Origin of the sequence: Saccharopolyspora antiqui, assembly GCF_052246905.1 — a bacterium.
Classification (GTDB): domain Bacteria; phylum Actinomycetota; class Actinomycetes; order Mycobacteriales; family Pseudonocardiaceae; genus Saccharopolyspora.
This window is the reverse complement of sequence record NZ_JBQQBO010000017.1, coordinates 109,584-128,146: the sequence shown is the minus strand read 5'-3', so window position 1 is coordinate 128,146 and position 18,563 is coordinate 109,584. Positions and strand designations below refer to the sequence as shown.

Sequence of the window (18,563 nt, the reverse complement as noted above, 5' to 3'; positions counted from 1 at the left end):
ATATCGGACTTGGTGCCGCGCTGGTGATTTCACCAGGAGGCGTGTTCGGATCCCGGCAAAACCGGGAAATTCACCGTTCGGCCGCGACGAGCCTTTGTGGATCAGGCTCCCCAGCGGTAGCGGCGGAGGTCGACGCGGGCTCCGTCGGCGAGCACGCCTTCGGCTCGCAGCAGTTCCAGTTGGCGCTGGCGCAGGTGGTCGGCGACGGTGCCGTTGGAGCGCAGCACGCGGTGCCACGGCAGGTCGCCACCGTCCTCGGCGAGGATGCGGCCCACCAGCCGAGCCGAGCGCAGGCCCGCCAACTCGGCGACGTCGCCGTAGGACAGCACCGATCCGGGCGGGATCGACGCCACCACGGCCCGCACCTGCTCCACCGTCTCCTCGTCCACGAGCCCGAAAGTACCGCACCGCGCCGACCGCGACCTGCGACGTCGCACCGCGGCAGGCCGGTGACGACCGTGGGTGCGCTGGGCCGCCAACACGCCCCAACGCACCCACGCCATCCGGTTCGTGGGTGATTGTTCTGGTGAGAACCGGTTTTTCACCCACGAGCCGCCGAACAGCTGACCGTCAGCCCTGGAAACCGGCCACGATCTTGGTGAAGTCCCACGGCTGCTGGTCGATGCCGCCGCAGGCGTCCGGCGCACCGTCGCACGGGCGGTCCCGGTTGACCGACCAGAAGGTGAAGCGGCCGAGGCCGTTCTGCTTGGCGTAGTCGGCCATCTGCTGGAACGCCGCCTGGCTGACGGTCTCCCCGGTGTCGGTCTGGCCGTTCATCGACGAGATGCCGGTGTGCGCGTAGGCCTCCGCGTCGCTGTAGCCGAAGGTGCTCTTGAGCAGCTCCTTCAGCGCCTCCGTGGAGGTGATGGTGTCGGCCGCCATGTCCGAGCCGCCGAAGTTGAACGGCATCTGCGTCCACACGTCGACGTTGGCGCCGATTTCGTTGGCGCGGCTGATCATTCGCTGGCCCACCTCGTTCGGGCCGCTGACCAGGGTCGGGAAGGTGACGACCGTCAGCAGGCCGGGGTTGGCCTCCTTGGCGATCTTCAGCGCCTCCAGCACCCGGTCCTGCGAGGCGGGGTTGTCGAACTCCGAGGCCTCGATGTCGATGTCGATGGCCTTCAGCCCGTAGGCGTCGATCACCTCCTGGTAGGCGGCGGCCAGCGACTGCGGGTCCTGGCAGACCTCACCGAGCTTGCTGCCGGAGTAGCCGCCGATGGACGGCACGACGTCGCCGCCACCGGCGCGGACCGCGTCGATGGTGGCCTTGTCCTGGCCGTCCAGCGGACGGGTGCCGTCCCAGGCGGGGTTGCAGGTGCCATCGGAGAGGATGAACGCCAGGGTGAAGTCCTTGATCCCGGTCGCGCTCATCACCTCGCCGACCGCTGGTGGGCTGCCCCAGCCGTTGTACAGGTAGGGCGAGGCGGCGACCGGTGCGGCGGCCGCTTTCGGGGTCGTGGCGGGGGCCTGGGCGCTCAGTGCGGGCACGGCACCGAGGGTCAACGCCGCGGCGGCCGCGGCACAGGTAAGCAGGCTCTTGCGGACCTTGCTCACGGTTCCTCCTTCGGGGTCCATCGCGCTCGGGGGGCGCGCTTTCGCAGGTCACAGGCCCATCGGGCCGGTGACGATCAGGACCCTGCCAGAGATCAAAATTGGTTTGTACCACCAAAAGGTTCAGTTAATTCCCGGTTGAGCGGGCGCTATCAGCGAGCCGTTCACGACCTTGTCGCCAGCGCGTGGTTCCATCGGTGCGTGCCATCCCCGACCGCGCCCGTCCTCGTTCGCCGAGCCGAACCAGCTCGGCGGCAGCGGACCTGGGACGCCGCCGGACACCGGGCGCTTTCGCACCCCGGCGGCTTCCTGCGGGTCCTCGGTGGACCCGGCACCGGGAAGAGCACGCTGATCGCGCAGCTGGCCGCCGAGCGCATCCAGAACCGGGGGGTGTCGCCGGAAAACGTCCTGGTGCTAACCGCGAACCGGCGTGCGGCGGGCTGGATGCGCACCGAGATCACCCGACTGCTGACCGGATCTTCGGCTGAGCAGCGGACCGCGCCGCAGCCGCTGGTCAGGACCGTCCACTCCTACGCCTTCGCGGTGCTGCGGTTGCAGGCGGTGCGGGACGAACTGCCGCCGCCGCAGCTGCTCAACGGCCCGGACCAGGACGCGTTGGTGCGCGAACTGCTGGCCGGTGACGTCGAAACCGGTGCCAAGGACTGGCCGGAGGCGTTGCGACCGGCGTTGACCGTCCCCGGTTTCGCCGAGGAACTGCGCGATCTGCTGCTGCGCGCCGCCGAACGCGGTGTCGGACCCGAGCGGCTGATCGCCTTCGGCCGCCAGCACGACCGTCCGGAATGGATCGCCGCTGGCCGGTTCGCCCGGCAGTACGAGCAGGTCACGCTGCTGCGCGGGACCGGAGGTGGGCAGGCTCCGGCGCTGGACGCCGCGGAACTGGTCGGATCGGCGCTGCTGGCGTTCGACACGGACCCGGGGCTGCTGGCGACCGAACAGGACCGGGTGCGGTACCTGCTGGTGGACGACGCACAGCACCTGGACCCGCAGCAGTACTGGCTGATCCGGCGGCTCGGCGACACCGCCGCCGAGTTCGTCCTCGCCGGTGACCCCGACCAGGCGGTGTACGCCTTCCGCGGCGCCGATCCGCGCTGCCTGCTGGACGCCGACCGGGACGGCACGAACACCGCGGTGCTGACGGTCGATCACCGGATGTCCAAAGCGGTCCGCGAAGCGGTGCGGCGGCTGGCCGCGCGGCTGCCGGGCGCGGGCCCGCAGCGCGAGCTGGTCGAGTCCGACACCGGACACGGTGGAACGGTCCAGGTGCGACTGCTGGCCACCGAAGCGCAAGAAGCCGCGTGGGTAGCCGATCAGCTCCGCCGCGCGCATCTGCTCGACGAGATCGCCTGGTCGGACATGGCCGTGGTGGTGCGGTCGACCGGTCTGTCGCTTCCGGTGCTGCGCCGGGCGTTGCTGGCCGCCGGGGTGCCGATCGCGCTGCCGGTCGACGATCTGCCGCTGGCGGGGCGCAATGCGATCCGTCCACTGTTGACACTGCTGCGCTGCGCGGCGCGCCCGCAGGCGCTCGACGCGGACGCCGCCGCCGAACTGCTCGCCTCGCCGCTGGGCGGCGCCGACCCGCTCGCGCTGCGGCGGTTGCGCCGGGGCCTGCGCCGCCTGGAGGTCGCCGCGGGCGGCAGCCGCGCCAGCGGTGACCTGCTGGTCGAGGTGCTGCAGGACGGCGACCGGCTCGCGGCTCTGGAGGACTCCGCCGCCGCACCCGCCCGGCGCATCAGCGGCCTGCTGCGCACCGCGGCCGACTCGGTGGCCGCCGGGCACACCGTCGAAGACACCCTGTGGCGGGTGTGGAAGGCCAGCGGCCTGGAGAAGCGCTGGGTCGCGCAGTCCGAGCGGCACGGTGTGGCCGGTGCGCAGGCGGACCGCGATCTGGATGCCGTGGTGTCGCTGTTCGACGCGGCGGCCCAGTACGTCGACCGGTTGCCGGGTGCGGATGTCGCCGGTTTCGCCGACTACCTGACCAGCCAGCAGATCGCGGGCAGTTCGCTGGCGCCCACCGCACCCAGGGACAACGCGGTGTCGGTGCTGACCGCGCATGCCGCCAGCGGCCAGGAGTGGGAGGTCGTGGCGATCCCCGGCGTGCAGGAGGGCGTCTGGCCCGACCTGCGGCTGCGCGGCTCGCTGCTGGGCGTCGAGCGACTGGTCGACGTGCTGTCCGGAGTGGACGCCGAGCGGGTGTCGGCGACCGCGCCGCTGTTGGCCGAGGAGCGCCGGTTGCTGCTGGTGGCGGCGAGCCGGGCGCGGCGGAACCTGCTGGTCAGCGCGGTTCGCGGCGAGGACGAGCAGCCGTCGCGGTTCCTGGACGAGTTGGAGGGCGTGGTCAGCGATCCGGATGCGGTGGAGCGCCCGATCGCCCGCCCGGAACGCGGTCTGGCGCTCGCGGATCTGGTCGGCGAGTTGCGCCGGGTGGTGTGCGATGCGGAGACCGAGCCGAAGCGGCGGGAGCGCGCCGCGGCGCAGCTCGCGCGGCTGGCCGCCGCCGGGGTGCCGGGGGCGAGCCCGGACACCTGGTACGGCCTGCCGGAGAGCTCCAGTTCGGCGCCGCTGGTGACCGGCGACGAACCGGTCCGAGTTTCACCATCCACTGTGGACATCTTGGCCAACTGTCCGCTGCGTTGGCTGGTCGAGCGGCACGGCGGCCAGGACACCGCAGAACTCGCCGCCATCACGGGAACTCTCGTGCACGCGCTCGTGCAGGCCGCCGCCGACGGCGCGGACGCCGCGCAACTGCACAAGGCGCTCGACGACGCGTGGGAGTCGGTGGACGCCGGTGCGCCGTGGTTCTCCCGCAAGGAACGCAAGCGCGTGCAGCAGATGCTCGACGCGTTCCTGACCTGGCTGGTGCAGTCGCGGGCCGAACTCACCCAGATCGGTGTGGAGAAGGACCTGGACCTGACGGTTCCGGGACAGTCGGGTGGCCCGTGGCTGCGGCTGCGCGGCCGCGTCGACCGGCTGGAGGCCGACGCCCAGGGGCGGCCGGTGGTGGTCGACGTCAAGACCGGGAAGACCCCGGTCAGCAAGGGTGACGCCGAGGAGCACCCGCAGCTCGCGGTGTACCAGCTGGCGGCGGCGCTGGGCGCGTTCGGCGGCAGCGACGAGCCCGGCGGCGCTCGGCTGCTCTACGTCGCCAAGTCCGACCGCAAGGGGGCGGCGACCGAACGAACCCAGCAGGCGTTGGACGCCGACCGCATCCGGGTGTGGCTCGACGTGGTGCACACCGCTGCCGCATCCAGCCTCGGACCTGCTTACGTGGCAAGCGAGAACTCCGACTGCCCGCGCTGCCCGGCGCGCACCTGCTGCCCCGTCCACCCTGCCGGAAGGCAGGTCGCCCAGTGATCAGTCCGCACCGCATCGCCCAGGCGCTCGGACTGCACCCGCCCACCCCGGAACAGGCCGCGGTGATCGCAGCACCGGCCGAACCGGCGCTGGTCGTGGCGGGTGCGGGTGCGGGCAAGACCGAGACGATGGCCGCCCGGGTGGTGTGGCTGGTCGCCAACCGGCTGGCGACTCCGGAGCGCATCCTCGGCCTGACGTTCACCCGCAAGGCCGCCCGGCAACTCGCCGACCGGGTGCGCGCCCGGCTGCGCCGACTCGCCGGGTCGGGGCTGCTGGACGAGGTGGATCCCAGTGGGCAACTGCGGTCCGCGGTGCTCACCGAAGACCCCACGGTGTTGACCTACCACGCCTATGCGGGGCGGCTGGTCGCCGAACACGGCCTGCGGGTGCCGGTGGAGCCGGGCGCCCGGCTGCTGACCCAGACGGCGTCCTGGCAGCTGGCGCACCGAGTGGTCGCGACCTGGACCGAGGACATCGAAACCGACAAGGTCCCGTCCACAGTGACCGGTTACCTGCTGGCGCTGGCCGGAGAGCTCGCCGAACACCTGGTGAGCCCGGACGAGCTGCGCGCGCACGCCGAAAAGCTCTGCGAGGCGGTCGAGAACGCGCCACGGGCCAAGGGGCAGCGCGCGAACGTGCCGCAGGACCTGGTGAGAGTCGTTGCCGCGCAACGGTTGCGGGTTGCGCTGCTGCCGCTGGTCGAGGAGTACGCGCAGCGCAAGCGGCGCGAAGGCGCGATGGACTTCGCCGACCAGATGTCGCTGGCCGCGCTGCTGGCCGCCGGACATCCCGAGGTCGTCGACGGCGAACGCGCCCGCTACGGCGCCGTGCTGCTGGACGAATACCAGGACACCGGGCACGCGCAACGGGTTCTGCTGCGATCGCTGTTCGGCGAGGGCGACCCGCTGCCGGTGACGGCGGTCGGCGACCCGGCGCAGGCCATCTACGGCTGGCGCGGCGCGAGCGCGGCGAACCTCCCGCGCTTCACCACCGACTTCCCGCGCATCGACGTCGACCACCAGGCCCCTGCGCACCGGTACGGGCTGCTGACCAGCTTCCGCAATCCGCCGGAAGTCCTGCAGGTCGCCAACGCGGTCTCGGGACCGCTGCGCAGCACCGGGCTGGAAGTCGACGAACTGCGCGCCAGGGATGGTGCCGGTGCCGGAGACATCCGGCTGGCGCTGACCGAGCAGGTGCGGGCGGAGCGCGACTGGGTCGCCGACCAGGTGACCGCGCAGTGGCAGGCCGCGATGGACGAAACCGGCCGGCCACCGACCGCGGCGGTGCTGGTGCGTCGGCGCGCCGACATGGCCGAGCTCGCGGTGGCGTTGCGGGACCGCGGGCTGCCGGTCGAAGTCGTCGGTCTCGGCGGACTGCTCGACGAGGCCGAGGTGCGCGACCTGGTCAGCGCGCTGCGACTGCTGGTCGACCCGCTCGCCGGAACGGCCGCGATGCGACTGCTCACCGGCTCGCGTTGGCGGCTCGGGGCGGCGGACATCGCCGCCCTGTGGGACCGCGCGCGGGAACTCGGTGCCCAGGCCTACGGCGCACCGGAGTCCGCCGATCCCTCCGCCGTGGTCACCGCGGCGCTGCCGGGCGAGAACGCCGAGCAGGCCGGGCTGGTGGACGCCCTCGACGACCCGGGTGACGCGCAGCGCTATTCGGCCGCCGGATATCAACGCATCCGGCGCCTGGGCGGAGAACTCGCCGTCCTGCGGCGACGACTGGACCAGCCGCTGCCGGAACTCGTCGCCGATGTCGAACGGACGCTGCTGCTGGACATCGAGAGCATGGCGCGGTTGGTGGGCCCGGGCCGGATCCACCTGGACGCCTTCGCCGACGTGGTCACCGACTTCGCCACCGCGAGCCCGTCGGCCACGCTGCCCGCGCTGCTGGACTACCTCCAAACCGCCGAACGTGCCGAGGACGGCCTGGAACCGGGCGAGGTCGAGGTGGCCGAAGACCGGGTCCAGGTGCTCACCGTGCACGCCGCCAAGGGGCTGGAGTGGCAGGTGGTCGCCGTGCCGCACCTGGTGAACGACGTCTTCCCCGGCAAGCGGAAGTCGTCGTCGTGGCTTCGGTCGGTCACCGAACTGCCCGCCGAACTGCGCGGTGACGCCCAAGACCTGCCCCGGCTGGACGTCGACCGGCTCGCGGGCCTGGACCGCAAGGAACTCACCGAGGTGCTGGGGATCCACGACGAGGAGTTCGAGCAGCGGCGGCTCGCCGAGGAACGGCGGCTGCTCTACGTCGCGGTGACGCGCTCGGAGCGGACCTTGCTGCTGTCCGGGCACTGGTGGGGCGAGAACGGCGACAGACCCAAGGGGCCGTCGGACTTCCTGCGGCAGTTGGCCGGGGTGCTGCACGAGTCCGGGGCCGGTGTGGTCGACCTCTGGACACCGGAACCGGACGAGGACGCGACGAACCCGCTGGCCGAGGCGGTGCGGTGCGAGCAGTGGCCGGTCGACCCGCTTGGCCCGCGCCGGGCAGCGGTGGCCGAAGGCGCGGAACTCGTCCGAGCCGCTTTGTCTACTGTGGACGAGTTGGAGTCGGAGGACGACGAGGACGGCTGGACCAGGGACGTCGACGTGCTGCTGGCCGAACGCGCGGCGGCGGCGCGGCGGCGCGAGCAGGTGCGGTTGCCCGAGCACCTGTCGGTGAGCCAGCTCGTCGAACTGGCCAGTGACGCCGACGGCCTCGCCCGGCGGCTGCGCCGTCCGCTGCCGTTCCCGCCGAATCCGATGACTCGCCGAGGCACCGCGTTCCACGCTTGGCTGGAGCACCGGTTCACCTCGACCGCGCTGCTGGACATCGACGAACTGCCCGGCGCCGCCGACGATTCGGCGCCGGTGCACGAGGACCTGGCGGCACTGCAGGAGGCATTCCTCGCCGGTTCCTGGGCCGACCGCACCCCGCACCGCGTCGAGGTGCCGTTCGAGACCCAGGTCGAAGGCGTGGTTGTGCGCGGCCGGATGGACGCGGTGTTCGCCGACGCCGACGGCGGCTGGACCGTGGTCGACTGGAAGACCGGCGCGGTGCCCGACGGTGACCAGGTTCCCGCGCTGTCGGTGCAGCTCGCGGCGTACCGGCTGGCCTGGGCGGAGCTGTCCGGCACCCCGATGGAGAAGGTCCGGGCGGCCTTCCACTACGTGCGCCACGACCACACCCTGCGCCCAGCCGACCTCCTCGATGGCGAAGGCATTCGAACCCTCATCGCAGAAGTCCCGGCCCCCGGCTGAAACCAGGCGAACGGGGCTCCCGGCCGGTTCGGGCGGTTCCGCTCGCCTGAAGATCACCTTGGATGCGGAGATCCTTACACGTTCGGGTGGCGGAGCTTGAGATCGCGGCGCGCGGCGGACGACTATGCCCGCGATGAACACGGACTGGAAGCTCAGCACACCGCCGGAATCCGAAGTGCAGGTGGACACCGACGTCCTGGCGATGCGGGCCCCGCTGGTGCGGGTGCACCGCGATGCGGAAGGAGGCTGGTCCTTCGACGGTCCCGGCCAAACCCCGCGGCCGTCGAAGCGGACGATGCTCAGCGCCGTGGTCGGCGCCTGGCCGCACGTCGCCGCGCTGTCCGAGCTGGACACCGGCGGTGCCGCGGTGTGGTCGTGGAAGCAGCACGGCTGGGCCAGCGAGTTCGAGTGCGAATGCGGCAGCTGCGAACAGCCGGTGGCCTCGGACATCGACCGCAACAGCTGGCCGACCGAACTGCAGCCGCACACCATCCTCAGCGTCGAGCAGGCCGCGCTGAACGGGCAGGTTTCGCTGACCGACATCATCTCCACGCCCGGCGGTATCGCGCTGCTCGGCCCCGGCGACCACCGGCGCACCGCCGACCTGATGGCCCCGGTCGCGCTGGCGAACGCGATCCGCCGCTGGCCGCACACGATGCAGGCGTTGCGCGCGCTGAAGGAGGGGCGCGGCATGCGCTGGAACCCAACAGGCCTCAACTGGCACGAATACCTGCTGGCCTGATCGAGAATTTTCTTGTGGTCGTTTTGCTCTCGCGGTGCGGGTGGCGGAACCTCAGTGCCTGTTTTTGAAGTGGTCGTGTCGGGCCGTTCGCCTCGGGTGAGGTGGGCGCTTTCGCGCGAATCCGCTGGCTCCGAGGCGGGGCGGGTGGCGTTTTCGCGCGAAATCGCCAGGTCTGCCACCCGCACCGCGAAGCAGGACGAGTTCGAAGACAGACTCTCAGAGGTCTTCTCGTCTCCGGGATCCCCGACTCATGTATGCCGACACCACGTCGGGGCTGTCCTCGCGAGAAGGCCTCTGAGAACCCGCGGCGGTGCAAGTTGCGTGGGTGGGCTAAGCGGCTGGCGCCGCTTCAAAGAACAAGACCAAAGGCAGGTTCTGCGAACTTGCGGCGGTGCAAGCTGCGTAGGTGGGGTAACGGCTACGCCGCTTCAAAGAACAAGACCAAAGACAGGCATTCGCTGTCCGGCTAGGCGTTCTCGGTCAGCTGCGGATGTTCCAGGAGCTTCGAGTAGAGGACCTCCAACAGCCAGCGGCCGAACATCGACGACCCGAACTCGGCGGTCCGGTCCTCCGGGGCGATCACCAACTCGGCAGGTCCCTCGGAACCGGCGTTGACCACCCCGACGCCGTAGTAGTCGAGTTCGAGCATCGACCACGGCCGGTACGGGTAGTTCGCGGGCAGCACGACGACGCACGGCGCCAACGTCAGCAACGTCCCGCACGCCTGCAGCGCGTGCCGGGCGCGCGACACCGGCACCAGGATCCCGAGCAGATCGACGGCCGCCACCGGCAGTTGATCGTGCGTGCGGGGCTCGGACCAGGAGCGGAACCAGGTCGGGTTGAGCTCGGGCGCCCAGCCGTGGTGGCTGCGCCACTGGTGGACGTCGTGCCGGATGCGCGCCACGGCGGCGAACCGCGTGCCGAGCACCTCGACGTCCGGGATCAGCTGGCCGTCCCAACCCAGGGCACGGGCCGCGTGCTGAAGCTGCTGCACCGAAGCATGGTAAAACGACGCACCCGAATATCCAGACGCGGTCTTCCGACCTGCAAGAGCCATAGCCGAACACCGGTGCACATCGCACCCGGTTCGGGCGGAAGCGTTACTGTTCTGCGCCGTAGCGGTCACCAAGCCGGGGAGCACAGGTCATGATGCGGCGCGGTCCCAAGAATTTGGCGCACCCCTTCATCGGTGGGCGCTCCGACGAGGAGGAATTGACCAACCGGCCCGACCACGCGCTCGTCGGCGTGATCCGGATGCCGGGCACCACCAGCAGCCCGGTCCGGTCGATCGTCCGCCGGATCATCGGCGCGATCCTGGCGCTGACCGCCACGGTGCTCATCGTGTACTTCGGTCGGACCGGCTACCGGGACGCCGCAGGCGGCGAACTGGATTTGCTGGATGCCCTGTACTACGCCACGGTGTCGCTGTCCACCACGGGCTACGGCGACATCACCCCGATCACCCCGCAGGCGCGGCTGGTGAATGTGCTGATTATCACGCCGCTTCGAGTGCTGTTCCTGATCGTGCTGGTCGGTACCACACTGGAAGTGCTCACCGAGCGCTCCCGGCAGGCGTTCAAGATCCAACGCTGGAGGTCCAAGGTGCGCGACCACGTGGTCGTCATCGGATTCGGAACCAAGGGCCGTTCGGCGGTCACCGCACTGGTCGGCGAGGGCGCCGAGCCCGGCCGCATCGTGGTCGTCGACACCAACCAGCACGCGCTGGAAGCCGCATCCGCGCAAGGCCTGGTCACCGTCAACGGCTCCGGCACGCGCTCGGACGTGCTGCGGGTCGCCGGTGTGCCGCGCGCCCGCGCGATCGTGGTGGCGCCCGCGCGGGACGACACCGCGGTGCTCGTCACCCTGACCGCGCGGGAGCTCGCACCGAAGGCGCAGATCGTCGCGGCCGTTCGGGAGGCCGAGAACGTGCACCTGCTGCGGCAGTCCGGCGCGGATTCCGTGGTGGTCTCCAGCGAGACGGCGGGCCGGTTGCTGGGCATGGCGACCTCGACGCCGTCGGTGGTGGCGATGTTCGAAGACCTGCTGACCCCGGACGTCGGTTTGGCGATCGCCGAGCGCGAGGTCGAGTCGCAGGAGATCGGCGGCTCGCCCCGGCACCTCTCGGACATCGTGCTCGGCGTGGTGCGCGACGGTCAGCTGTACCGGGTGGACGCGCCGGAAGCCGACGCGATCGAGGCGGGCGACCGGCTGCTCTACGTCAAGAAAGTGACCCCCGCGGAGGCCTGATCCGGCGCACGGTCGGTCATCCGGCGACCGCTCGGGGTGACCCCGCAACCGCCCGACCCCGTTTCTGGGAATATCGACGCCGTGGGTAGGCAACGAGGTTCGGCGTCGGTGGCGTCGATCCTGCTTGTCCTGGGCATGCTCGGCGTCGTGGTGGTCGCCGTGACGCTGTGGCCGTTGGTGACGGCCGCGGGCCAGGAGCGGACCGCGATGCGCCCGGCGACGGCCACCGTCGTCGAGTCGCGGCCGTGCGGTGCGCAGGCTGCCGGAGACATCGTCGAGGTCCGAATCGACGGTGTGCTGCGGCAAGCGCCGTTCGACGGTTGCGGGCACATCCCCGGCCAGCAGTTGGCGGTGCAGGTACCGGCCGATCCGGCCCAGGACTTCGTGGTCCGCCCGGCGCAGGCGAGCGACTCCGAACTCGGCGACCTGGCGCAGCGCGCGCACTGGGTGCTGCTGACGCTCGCCGCCGTCGCTGGCGGCGGCTACGGCCTGATGCTCCGCCGGTCCTGAGAAACTGCCGTTGACGTCATTCCGCGTGGCGAGCCAGGCGATTTCGCGCGAAATCGCCCATCCCACCTAGTCGACGTCGGACGGGGCGGCCAGCCACGTGTTGCACTCGGTGACCCGGTTCTTGCCGAAGCCCTGCTGGACCCAGGCGTTGTTGGTCGCCTTGCTCCCGTGATCGGGCACGTTGCTGTTCTCGTCGCCGCGCGAGGCCGAGTCCTCCAGCGCCGGGAAGATGTAGTCGTTGCTGACACCGCCGTTTTGCAGCGCGGCCAACGACATGCCCTCGAAGCAGGTCGCCTGCAGTTCCGAGCGCCGGGTCAGCTCCAGACCGGCTGACGTGGTGCTGCCCCCCGCGTCGTACGAGGCATTGCCGTAGGCGCCGCTGATCCCGGTCATGCCCTGCAGCGCGTGGCCGAATTCGTGGGCGAACTGCCCGAGGTAGGCCCCGGCATCGGTGCGGTTCTCCACCTCGGCGTAGTACCGCGCGGTCATGTAGATCGTGTGGTTGCCGGGGCAGTACATGGCCGTTTGGTTCCACATCCGGGTGCCGCACGGGCTGTCGACGCTGTCCCCGGTGGTGATGACGCTCGGCATCTCGACCGGCAGATCCGCGGCCTGCAGCGCCGGGGTCCACGCTTCCATCAGGCAGGGCAGGGCGGCTTGGTAGAAGGCGTCCTGCGAGGCCACATCGGTGTCGAAGGTGGGCAGGTCGCACGACGTGGTCATCGCGCCGTTGCCAGCGATGTTGATCGGGTTGTCACCGAGTGCCGCCACCGGCTCGGCTTCGCCGTCCGTGCTGTCCTCCGCCGTGGTGGTTTCCGCGCTGCTGGACATCTCGGCGCTGGACGTTTCGCTGCTGCTGGACTCGGCAGCCGACGTCTCGGTCGCGCTGGTGTCGTAGTCGGACGCGCTGTCGCTGGAGACCGAGGCCGCGAGCGCACCGATCGTGCCCACCCCGAGCAGTGCGACCCCCACGAGAACCAGCGCGAGCACGACACCACCACTGCCTTTGCGCTGCGGTGGGCGCATCGGCGGCAGCTGGGGCGGAATCTGCTGCGGTGGTGCCTGCACCGGCGGGATCGCGGTGAGGCGCGCGGTGGTCTGCTGCGGCAGCGGGCGAGCCACCGGCGGCGGTGCGACCGGCCGCGACGGGGGGCGGGAACCCGGCGGGCCCGGCAGCGATCCGCGCGGTGGCTGCTGCGGACCGGCTGGTGGCCACGGTCCTGGGGACTGCTGCCGGGGGGCTTGCGGTGGTTGCGGACCGCGAGGTTGCGGCGGTTGCTGCGGTGGCCAGGGCTGTCGCGGCGGTTGCGGACCGCGCGGCGGCGGTGGCCAGGGCGGCTGCGTCATGCGTTTTCCTCGCGGAAGTCTACTGTGGACGGTTCGGTCGGATTCGGAGCACTGCAACCGGTCCGTCATGTCCTGAGAACTTTCTCATGTTGATCGCGCCCGTTGCGGTCCAGAGCTTATCCGCGGACCGCTAGGGTTCGGGCCGTGTTGACCAAATGGGGACTGACCGCGGCACTGGTCGGACTGCTAGTCGGCGCGCCCGCAGCGGCCGCGCAGGAACAACCAGTCGATTCGTTGCCTGGCGCGGTTTCCAGCACGCTGCACCTCAAGCTGGAGCGCGACGGCCTGGTGTCGGTCACCGAGCAGATCACCGTTCCACCTGGTCAGCCGATCGAACGCGATATGCCGTTGCGGCAATCCGCCGGTGCTGACACGGATCGGGTCTTCACCATCTCCGCTGCGACGCTGGACGGCGGCACGGTCCAGGTCGGCGCCGACAAGGTGCACATGACCCTGCAACCTGGTGTGTCCACGCTGAAATACGCCGTCAGCGGCGCCGTCGCAGACGCCGGGGACCTGCAGGAAGTGCAGTGGCAGGTGTCAGGTGGCTGGAGCGTTCCGGTGGACCGTGTCGAGGTGGCGTCGCTGCTGTCCCCGAAGGTTCCGCAGGACATCATGTGCCTGGCCGGTCCGGCGGGCAGCGAGAAACGCTGCGCGCGGTTCGAGATCACCCACACCCAGGCGGTCCACGCGTTGACCTACGGGCTGCGGCCCGGCGACCGGATGGACATCACCTTCAAGATCCCGGCGGGCACCGTACCGGCCAATGCGGTGACCGAGGAGTACTTCAGCCTGGCGCGGGCGTTTTCGCTGACGCCCGCGACAGCCGCGGGATTGGTGGGCATCGGCCTGCTGCTCATCGGCGGCCTCGGCCTGGTCTGGTACGCCCGCGGTCGGGACGAGCGGGCGTTCGCCGAGGACGTCGGCCGGGTCGAGGTGTTGATGACCGATTCGCGCGGTGCCATCACGTTCGCCTCGCCGGACGGCGTGCTGCCCGGCCAGATCGGCGCGGTCATCGACGAGCGGGTGGACCCGGTCGACGTGACCGCGACGATCATCGACCTGGCGGTCCGCAACTACCTGTGGATCGAGGAACTACCCGGCCAGGACTGGCGATTCGTGCGGCTCAACCCGGCGGACGAGTCGCTGCGGCCGTTCGAGCGCGCGGTCTACGAACTGCTCATCGGCGAATCCGCGGAGGTGCGGCTGTCCCAACTGCGCGGCCTCGACCTCAAACGAGTCCGGGACGCGCTGTACGCCGAGGTCGTGGACAAGGAGTGGTTCGCCCGGCGCCCGGACGCCGACCGGAACCGGTTCTGGTGGATCGGCATCGGCGTCACGGTCGGCGGCGCGGCGCTCACCGCGGCTCTGGCGCTGACGAGTTCGTTGGCACTGCTGGGCATCGGCGTGGTGCTCGGCGGCATCGCGATGATGTTCAGCGCCCGCCTGATGCCGGCCCGGACCAGGCGCGGCAGCGCGCTCGTCGCGCAGGTGCGCGGTTTGCGCAGCTACCTGCACGAGGTCTCGGTGGATTCGCTACCCGCGACGGATCGCGAGACGGTGTTCTCCCGGTCGCTGCCGTACGCGGTGGTCCTGGACGAAACCGACCGCTGGCTCGGGGAATTCGCCGAACTCGACCCGGCATCGGACGGCGCTGCGGGGCTGTACTGGTACAGCAGCCCGGATTCGGCGACGAACCTGCGCCGTTTCCGCGCTGCTTTCCCGGCTCTGCTGTCGAAGCTGAACGAAACGGTCAAGCACTGAATCCGGCGCCGCCCGGTCTGCATTTGCCTGCCGGTGGGTAACTGCTCGCAACCGCTGGCTGGCGGACCGTGATGGCCGCGTGACCTGCGGCCGAACGGGTGATGTCCGTGCGGTGTCTGGATTGCCGGGAACTGTTACACCTGCACCTGCGTCAGGCTAAAGTGTCCTCAGCTCATGGGGGAGATCGCAGAGTCCAGAGGGGTCTGGGATGACAAGTGCAGGCTTCGACGCGGCAAGAGAAGGCCTCAAGGCGGTCAGCGGCCAGACGCAGTGGATGAACCAACAGGTCAGCGCGGGCAAGCTCGCCTTGGATCCGGCCGTTGCCGAAAACGCCGCCAAGCGCTGCGAAGAGGAGATCCGCGAGCTGGCTCGGCTGATGCGTGACGCGGACCAGATGACGCGTCTCAGCGGCCTCGGGAATTACCCGGACGGCGCTGATCTGACGCGGCGATTCATCGACAAGGCTTCCGCCTCCGGCAGCGGCGCGGTGGATCTGATCCGTCAGCTGCAGGACGAGTTGAAGAAGCAGGCGGACGCGTTCCGCGCTGCGGCCAAAGATTACCGTGCGACCGACGAGCAGATCTCCGACGACTTGCAGCGAGGTATTAAGTGAGCATGGTTTCCCGGTCCTTGATCGTTGGCGTTGCGGGTCTGGCGTTGGTCGGCCTAGCCGCCTGCTCAGGTGGTACGAGCGGTGGCGGTGGTGAGACCGGTACGAGCGAAGAGACGTCTGCGCCGACCTCCGCGGCGTCTGGCTCTGGCTTGGCGGACTTCGACCCGTGCTCGTTCTTGACGGCCGAAGAGCTCAGCGCCGCAGGCGTTTCCGGCCCCGGCCGACCGGCGAACGCCGTCGAGTCGCAGCCCGGCTGCGACTTCGAGGGTGAGAATGTGCTGCTGACCCTCAGCAAGAACGAGACCGAGGACTTCGAGGCGTACAGCAAGAACAGCTTCGAGCAGTTCGACGAGATAGACATCAATGGCCGAAAGGCGGCCCGTGCCGTCACCGCTGGTTCCGGCGGGCAGGGGATCTGCTCCGCGATCATCAGCGCTGGTGGCGGAATCGTCGATGTGAACGTGGCTGGCATCATGCGCGACTCCGTGCCGGATCCCTGTGGCGAGGCCGAGAAGATCGCGCGTCAGATCGAGCCGCGCCTTCCGCAGTGAGCAGACAGGGCCGGAGTGAGTAGACAGGGGAAGTGATGGGACTTTGGCAGACCATCCACGACGCGGGTTCCCAGGTCTTCGGATACGAGAGCTACGCGGAAGAGGAGCGCAGGAAGCAGGGCGAGAAGGCCACCCAGATCGCGCACCAGCAGCAGGCTGACCTGGCGCAGCAGAACTCGGGTCTGGACGTGCTCGGCTACGACCCGCCGGGGATCACGCAGTGCGTGAACTGGTCGGGATTCAGCCACGCGCAAATTTTCCAGACGAACCAGGAATCGATCGATCAGGGCAAGGTCGGCGAATCTGCGCAGGCGTGGCTCGATCTGGCCAAGGGCTTGCGCGAGCGGGGCAGGAACTACTCCGCGGACATCGCCAAGATCGTCGACGGTGGTTGGCAAGGCGAAGCCGCGAGCAACGCCCGAGAGGTCGGAAAGCCCGCGTCCGACTGGATGATCGCCAGTGCGGACGCCTTCGAGATGACCGGCAACAACCTCAACGCCGCAGGCGAGGCCGCTGGCCAATCCAAGAAGATGGTCGAGCAGCCGCAGGGGTTCAGCTGGGGCGAGGCCGCCGCGAGCACCATTCCGCTCGGGCTCGCCGGTGGTGGGATGAATGCGCTTGCTCAGATGGAGCAGCAGGAGCAGGCCGAGAAGGCCGCGCAGGAGACGATGGCGCGCGTCTACAGCCCCACGCTCACCCAGGTCGACGCGAAGATGCCGCAGTACAAGGCCCCGGACGGTGCCACCAAAGAGCCGCCCCCGGTGACTCCGCCGGACCGCACGGACTGGGGCGAGGTCGGTCCCGGTGAGGTCGGGCCCAGCAACGTCGGGCCGAGCAATGTCGGCCCCAGCAATGTCGGTCCGGGCAACGTCGGGCCGGGCAACGTCGGGCCGAGCGGTGCTGGTTCTGGTCGCGACCCCGGTGGCATCGGCTTCGGCAACGGTCCGGGCGGCGGCGTCGGTGGGTTCGGCGGTGGTTCCGGTGGTGGTTCCGGCAACTACGGCGGCTACACCCCGCCAGCCGCAACCGACAGCCAGTGGGCCGGTCAGCCCGGCGGACCGGGAACCGGACTGCCGAGCACCGGCATCGGTGGCGGTGCCGGGATCGGCACCGGCGCGGGAGCCGGTGGCATCGGTGCCGGGATGGTCGGCGGCATGGCCGGTGGTATCGGCGCTGGTGGTGCGAGTGGTGCTAGCGGGATGGCCGCTGGTGGTCGGGCCGGTGCCGGTGGTCTCGGTGCCGGTGGTGGCGTCGGGGCGGGCGCGGCAGGTGCCGCGGGTGCTCGGGGCGCTGCTGCCGGTCGCGGCATGATGGGCGGCATGGGCGGTGCTGGTCAGCGCGGGCAGGGCGGCGAGGACGAGGACCACGAGCGGCCGTCCTGGCTCGAAGAGCAGGACGACGTCTGGATGAACGACATGCCCAGGACGGCCCCGCCGGTGCTGGGGGAGTGACCAGCTGATCGATCGGTGGTGGCGGTGGGCCCCACCACCGGTCTGCGGCGGGCGGTTTCAGCGCCTGTCCTCGAACTCGTCGTGCGTGTCGGAACCTCAGACGCAGCCTTCCGCCCCGACAGCACGCATGCCGATACCGCGATGCCGAGCCGGGGATGCCGAGCCGGGGATGCCGAGCCAGGGATGTCAAGGCGGGCCTCGCGGAGAACGCCGGTGCGAACCCGTGGTGGCGCGGGCTGCGCAGGTGGGCTGAGCGGCTTGGCCGCTTCGAGAACAAGATCAAAGACGGGCTCTCGCGAGGGAGAAGTGCAGTGAGTGTGTTGGGGCGGTGGCAGCTTTCGCCGGTGCACTTGGACATCGTGCTCAAGTACCTGCGGATCGATGGTCTCACCTTGCCGCTGAGCAGCCGTTCGGCCGGGTACACCGCCGAGCAGTTCAGCCGGATCGCGCTGGCCGAACTGGATCGGATGGCGGCGACCGGGGTCGTCGCCGGTGACGAGGTCGTGTCGCCGCTGGTCGCCGCGCTCAAGTCGTTGGCGACGCCTTACCTGTGGGTCGACTCGATGTGGTTCCCGCAGGTAGGTACGGACCACTGCTGGCGGGCGCTCGCCGTGTTCGCCGAAGGGAACCGGATCGTCCTCGGGGTGCAGACGCCGAGCGAGGACCCGCAGCGCGGCGGGATGCTGACCGTCGAGGTGCACGAGAACACGCCGCTGCCGCAGGTCTTGTTGGCGACCTTGCCGCCCACTCGACCGGGAAACCGAGGGCCGGTGCGCGTCCCGCAGAGTTCGCTGGTGCGGCAGCAGCCCGACGACTTCGACCAGCAGCAGAGCGTGATGCAGTCCGCCACCCCGACCCGCGGCAGCAGCGGAGATCAACAGGTGGCGCTCTACGAGGCGATCGGGAAGGCCCCGCACGTGCGCATCGGCCAGCTCGGGGCCAACGTCCGCGACCGGTACGGCCGCCGGAAGCGCTCGCCGGTCGTTTCGTGGTTCGACAACCCGGAGCCGGACGGCCGCTACCTGAACCGGGTAGAGCGCGGCAGTAGCGGTGAGCAGGTGTTCGCCCTGCTCCCGGCGGACGCGCGCACGATCGGCACCGAGATCGACTCCCTAATAACCCAGGTGCGTTGAGGCCGGAGAACTCCATCCGCTCCGGGATCTTCCTCGCCTGCTG

At 70.2% G+C, this 18,563-nt stretch carries 14 protein-coding genes; 10 read left to right on the top strand and 4 right to left on the bottom strand.

Annotated features, from left to right (window positions below):
- Nucleotides 1-101: 101 nt before the first annotated feature.
- Together ACTWQN_RS25230 and ACTWQN_RS25225 are read right to left on the bottom strand one after the other, a co-directional pair.
- Nucleotides 102-389 carry an MGMT family protein gene (locus ACTWQN_RS25230; protein ID WP_242182284.1) on the bottom strand — a complete coding sequence of 96 codons (288 nt, stop codon included), beginning with the start codon at nt 387-389 and terminating at the stop codon, nt 102-104.
- A gap of 181 nt (nt 390-570) precedes the next feature.
- Nucleotides 571-1,554, bottom strand: a complete 984-nt coding sequence (locus ACTWQN_RS25225; protein WP_443206035.1) for a chitinase — start codon at nt 1,552-1,554, stop codon at nt 571-573.
- Between the two features lie 198 nt (nt 1,555-1,752).
- Between ACTWQN_RS25225 and ACTWQN_RS25220 the strand changes: the two genes are divergently transcribed.
- The 3 genes from ACTWQN_RS25220 to ACTWQN_RS25210 all read left to right on the top strand — a co-directional run bounded on the left by ACTWQN_RS25220 (nt 1,753) and on the right by ACTWQN_RS25210 (nt 8,904).
- Nucleotides 1,753-4,923 (top strand): ATP-dependent helicase, encoded by a 3,171-nt coding sequence (locus ACTWQN_RS25220; protein WP_443206034.1) that lies wholly within the window; start codon nt 1,753-1,755, stop codon nt 4,921-4,923.
- Nucleotides 4,920-8,162: an ATP-dependent helicase gene (locus ACTWQN_RS25215; RefSeq protein ID WP_443206033.1), complete on the top strand. Its 3,243-nt coding sequence runs from the start codon at nt 4,920-4,922 to the stop codon at nt 8,160-8,162. Before ACTWQN_RS25220 ends, ACTWQN_RS25215 begins: the two co-directional genes overlap by 4 nt.
- A 133-nt stretch (nt 8,163-8,295) precedes the next feature.
- Nucleotides 8,296-8,904, top strand: coding sequence for a hypothetical protein (locus tag ACTWQN_RS25210; protein WP_443206032.1), 609 nt, complete (start codon nt 8,296-8,298; stop codon nt 8,902-8,904).
- Between the two features lie 466 nt (nt 8,905-9,370).
- On the opposite strand, the gene ACTWQN_RS25205 is transcribed toward ACTWQN_RS25210, so the two are convergent.
- Nucleotides 9,371-9,898, bottom strand: a complete 528-nt coding sequence (locus ACTWQN_RS25205) for a hypothetical protein (RefSeq protein ID WP_443206031.1) — start codon at nt 9,896-9,898, stop codon at nt 9,371-9,373.
- Between the two features lie 260 nt (nt 9,899-10,158).
- Here ACTWQN_RS25205 and ACTWQN_RS25200 point away from each other — a divergent pair, with 260 nt between their 5' ends.
- The gene (locus tag ACTWQN_RS25200; protein ID WP_443206094.1) at nt 10,159-11,151 is read left to right on the top strand and encodes a potassium channel family protein; all 993 of its coding nucleotides are present in this window, start codon (nt 10,159-10,161) and stop codon (nt 11,149-11,151) included.
- An 81-nt stretch (nt 11,152-11,232) separates the two neighbouring features.
- The gene (locus ACTWQN_RS25195; RefSeq protein WP_443206030.1) at nt 11,233-11,661 is read left to right on the top strand and encodes a hypothetical protein; all 429 of its coding nucleotides are present in this window, start codon (nt 11,233-11,235) and stop codon (nt 11,659-11,661) included.
- Nucleotides 11,662-11,727: 66 nt separating this feature from the next.
- Here the strand turns inward: ACTWQN_RS25195 and ACTWQN_RS25190 are convergent, their stop codons facing one another.
- Nucleotides 11,728-13,008: a neutral zinc metallopeptidase gene (locus ACTWQN_RS25190; RefSeq protein ID WP_443206029.1), complete on the bottom strand. Its 1,281-nt coding sequence runs from the start codon at nt 13,006-13,008 to the stop codon at nt 11,728-11,730.
- Nucleotides 13,009-13,152: 144 nt separating this feature from the next.
- Here ACTWQN_RS25190 and ACTWQN_RS25185 point away from each other — a divergent pair, with 144 nt between their 5' ends.
- The 5 genes from ACTWQN_RS25185 to ACTWQN_RS25165 all read left to right on the top strand — a co-directional run bounded on the left by ACTWQN_RS25185 (nt 13,153) and on the right by ACTWQN_RS25165 (nt 18,520).
- Complete coding sequence (locus tag ACTWQN_RS25185) at nt 13,153-14,772, top strand: DUF2207 domain-containing protein (protein ID WP_443206028.1); 1,620 nt, start codon at nt 13,153-13,155, stop codon at nt 14,770-14,772.
- Between the two features lie 208 nt (nt 14,773-14,980).
- Nucleotides 14,981-15,385 (top strand): hypothetical protein, encoded by a 405-nt coding sequence (locus ACTWQN_RS25180; RefSeq protein ID WP_443206027.1) that lies wholly within the window; start codon nt 14,981-14,983, stop codon nt 15,383-15,385.
- 2 nt (nt 15,386-15,387) lie between these two features.
- Nucleotides 15,388-15,936, top strand: coding sequence for a DUF3558 domain-containing protein (locus ACTWQN_RS25175; protein WP_443206026.1), 549 nt, complete (start codon nt 15,388-15,390; stop codon nt 15,934-15,936).
- A gap of 35 nt (nt 15,937-15,971) precedes the next feature.
- Nucleotides 15,972-17,387, top strand: a complete 1,416-nt coding sequence (locus tag ACTWQN_RS25170) for a PPE domain-containing protein (RefSeq protein WP_443206025.1) — start codon at nt 15,972-15,974, stop codon at nt 17,385-17,387.
- Nucleotides 17,388-17,698: 311 nt separating this feature from the next.
- A complete protein-coding gene (locus tag ACTWQN_RS25165) occupies nt 17,699-18,520 on the top strand; it encodes an ESX secretion-associated protein EspG (protein WP_443206024.1) in 822 nt (273 codons plus the stop codon).
- Nucleotides 18,521-18,563 lie beyond the last annotated feature (43 nt).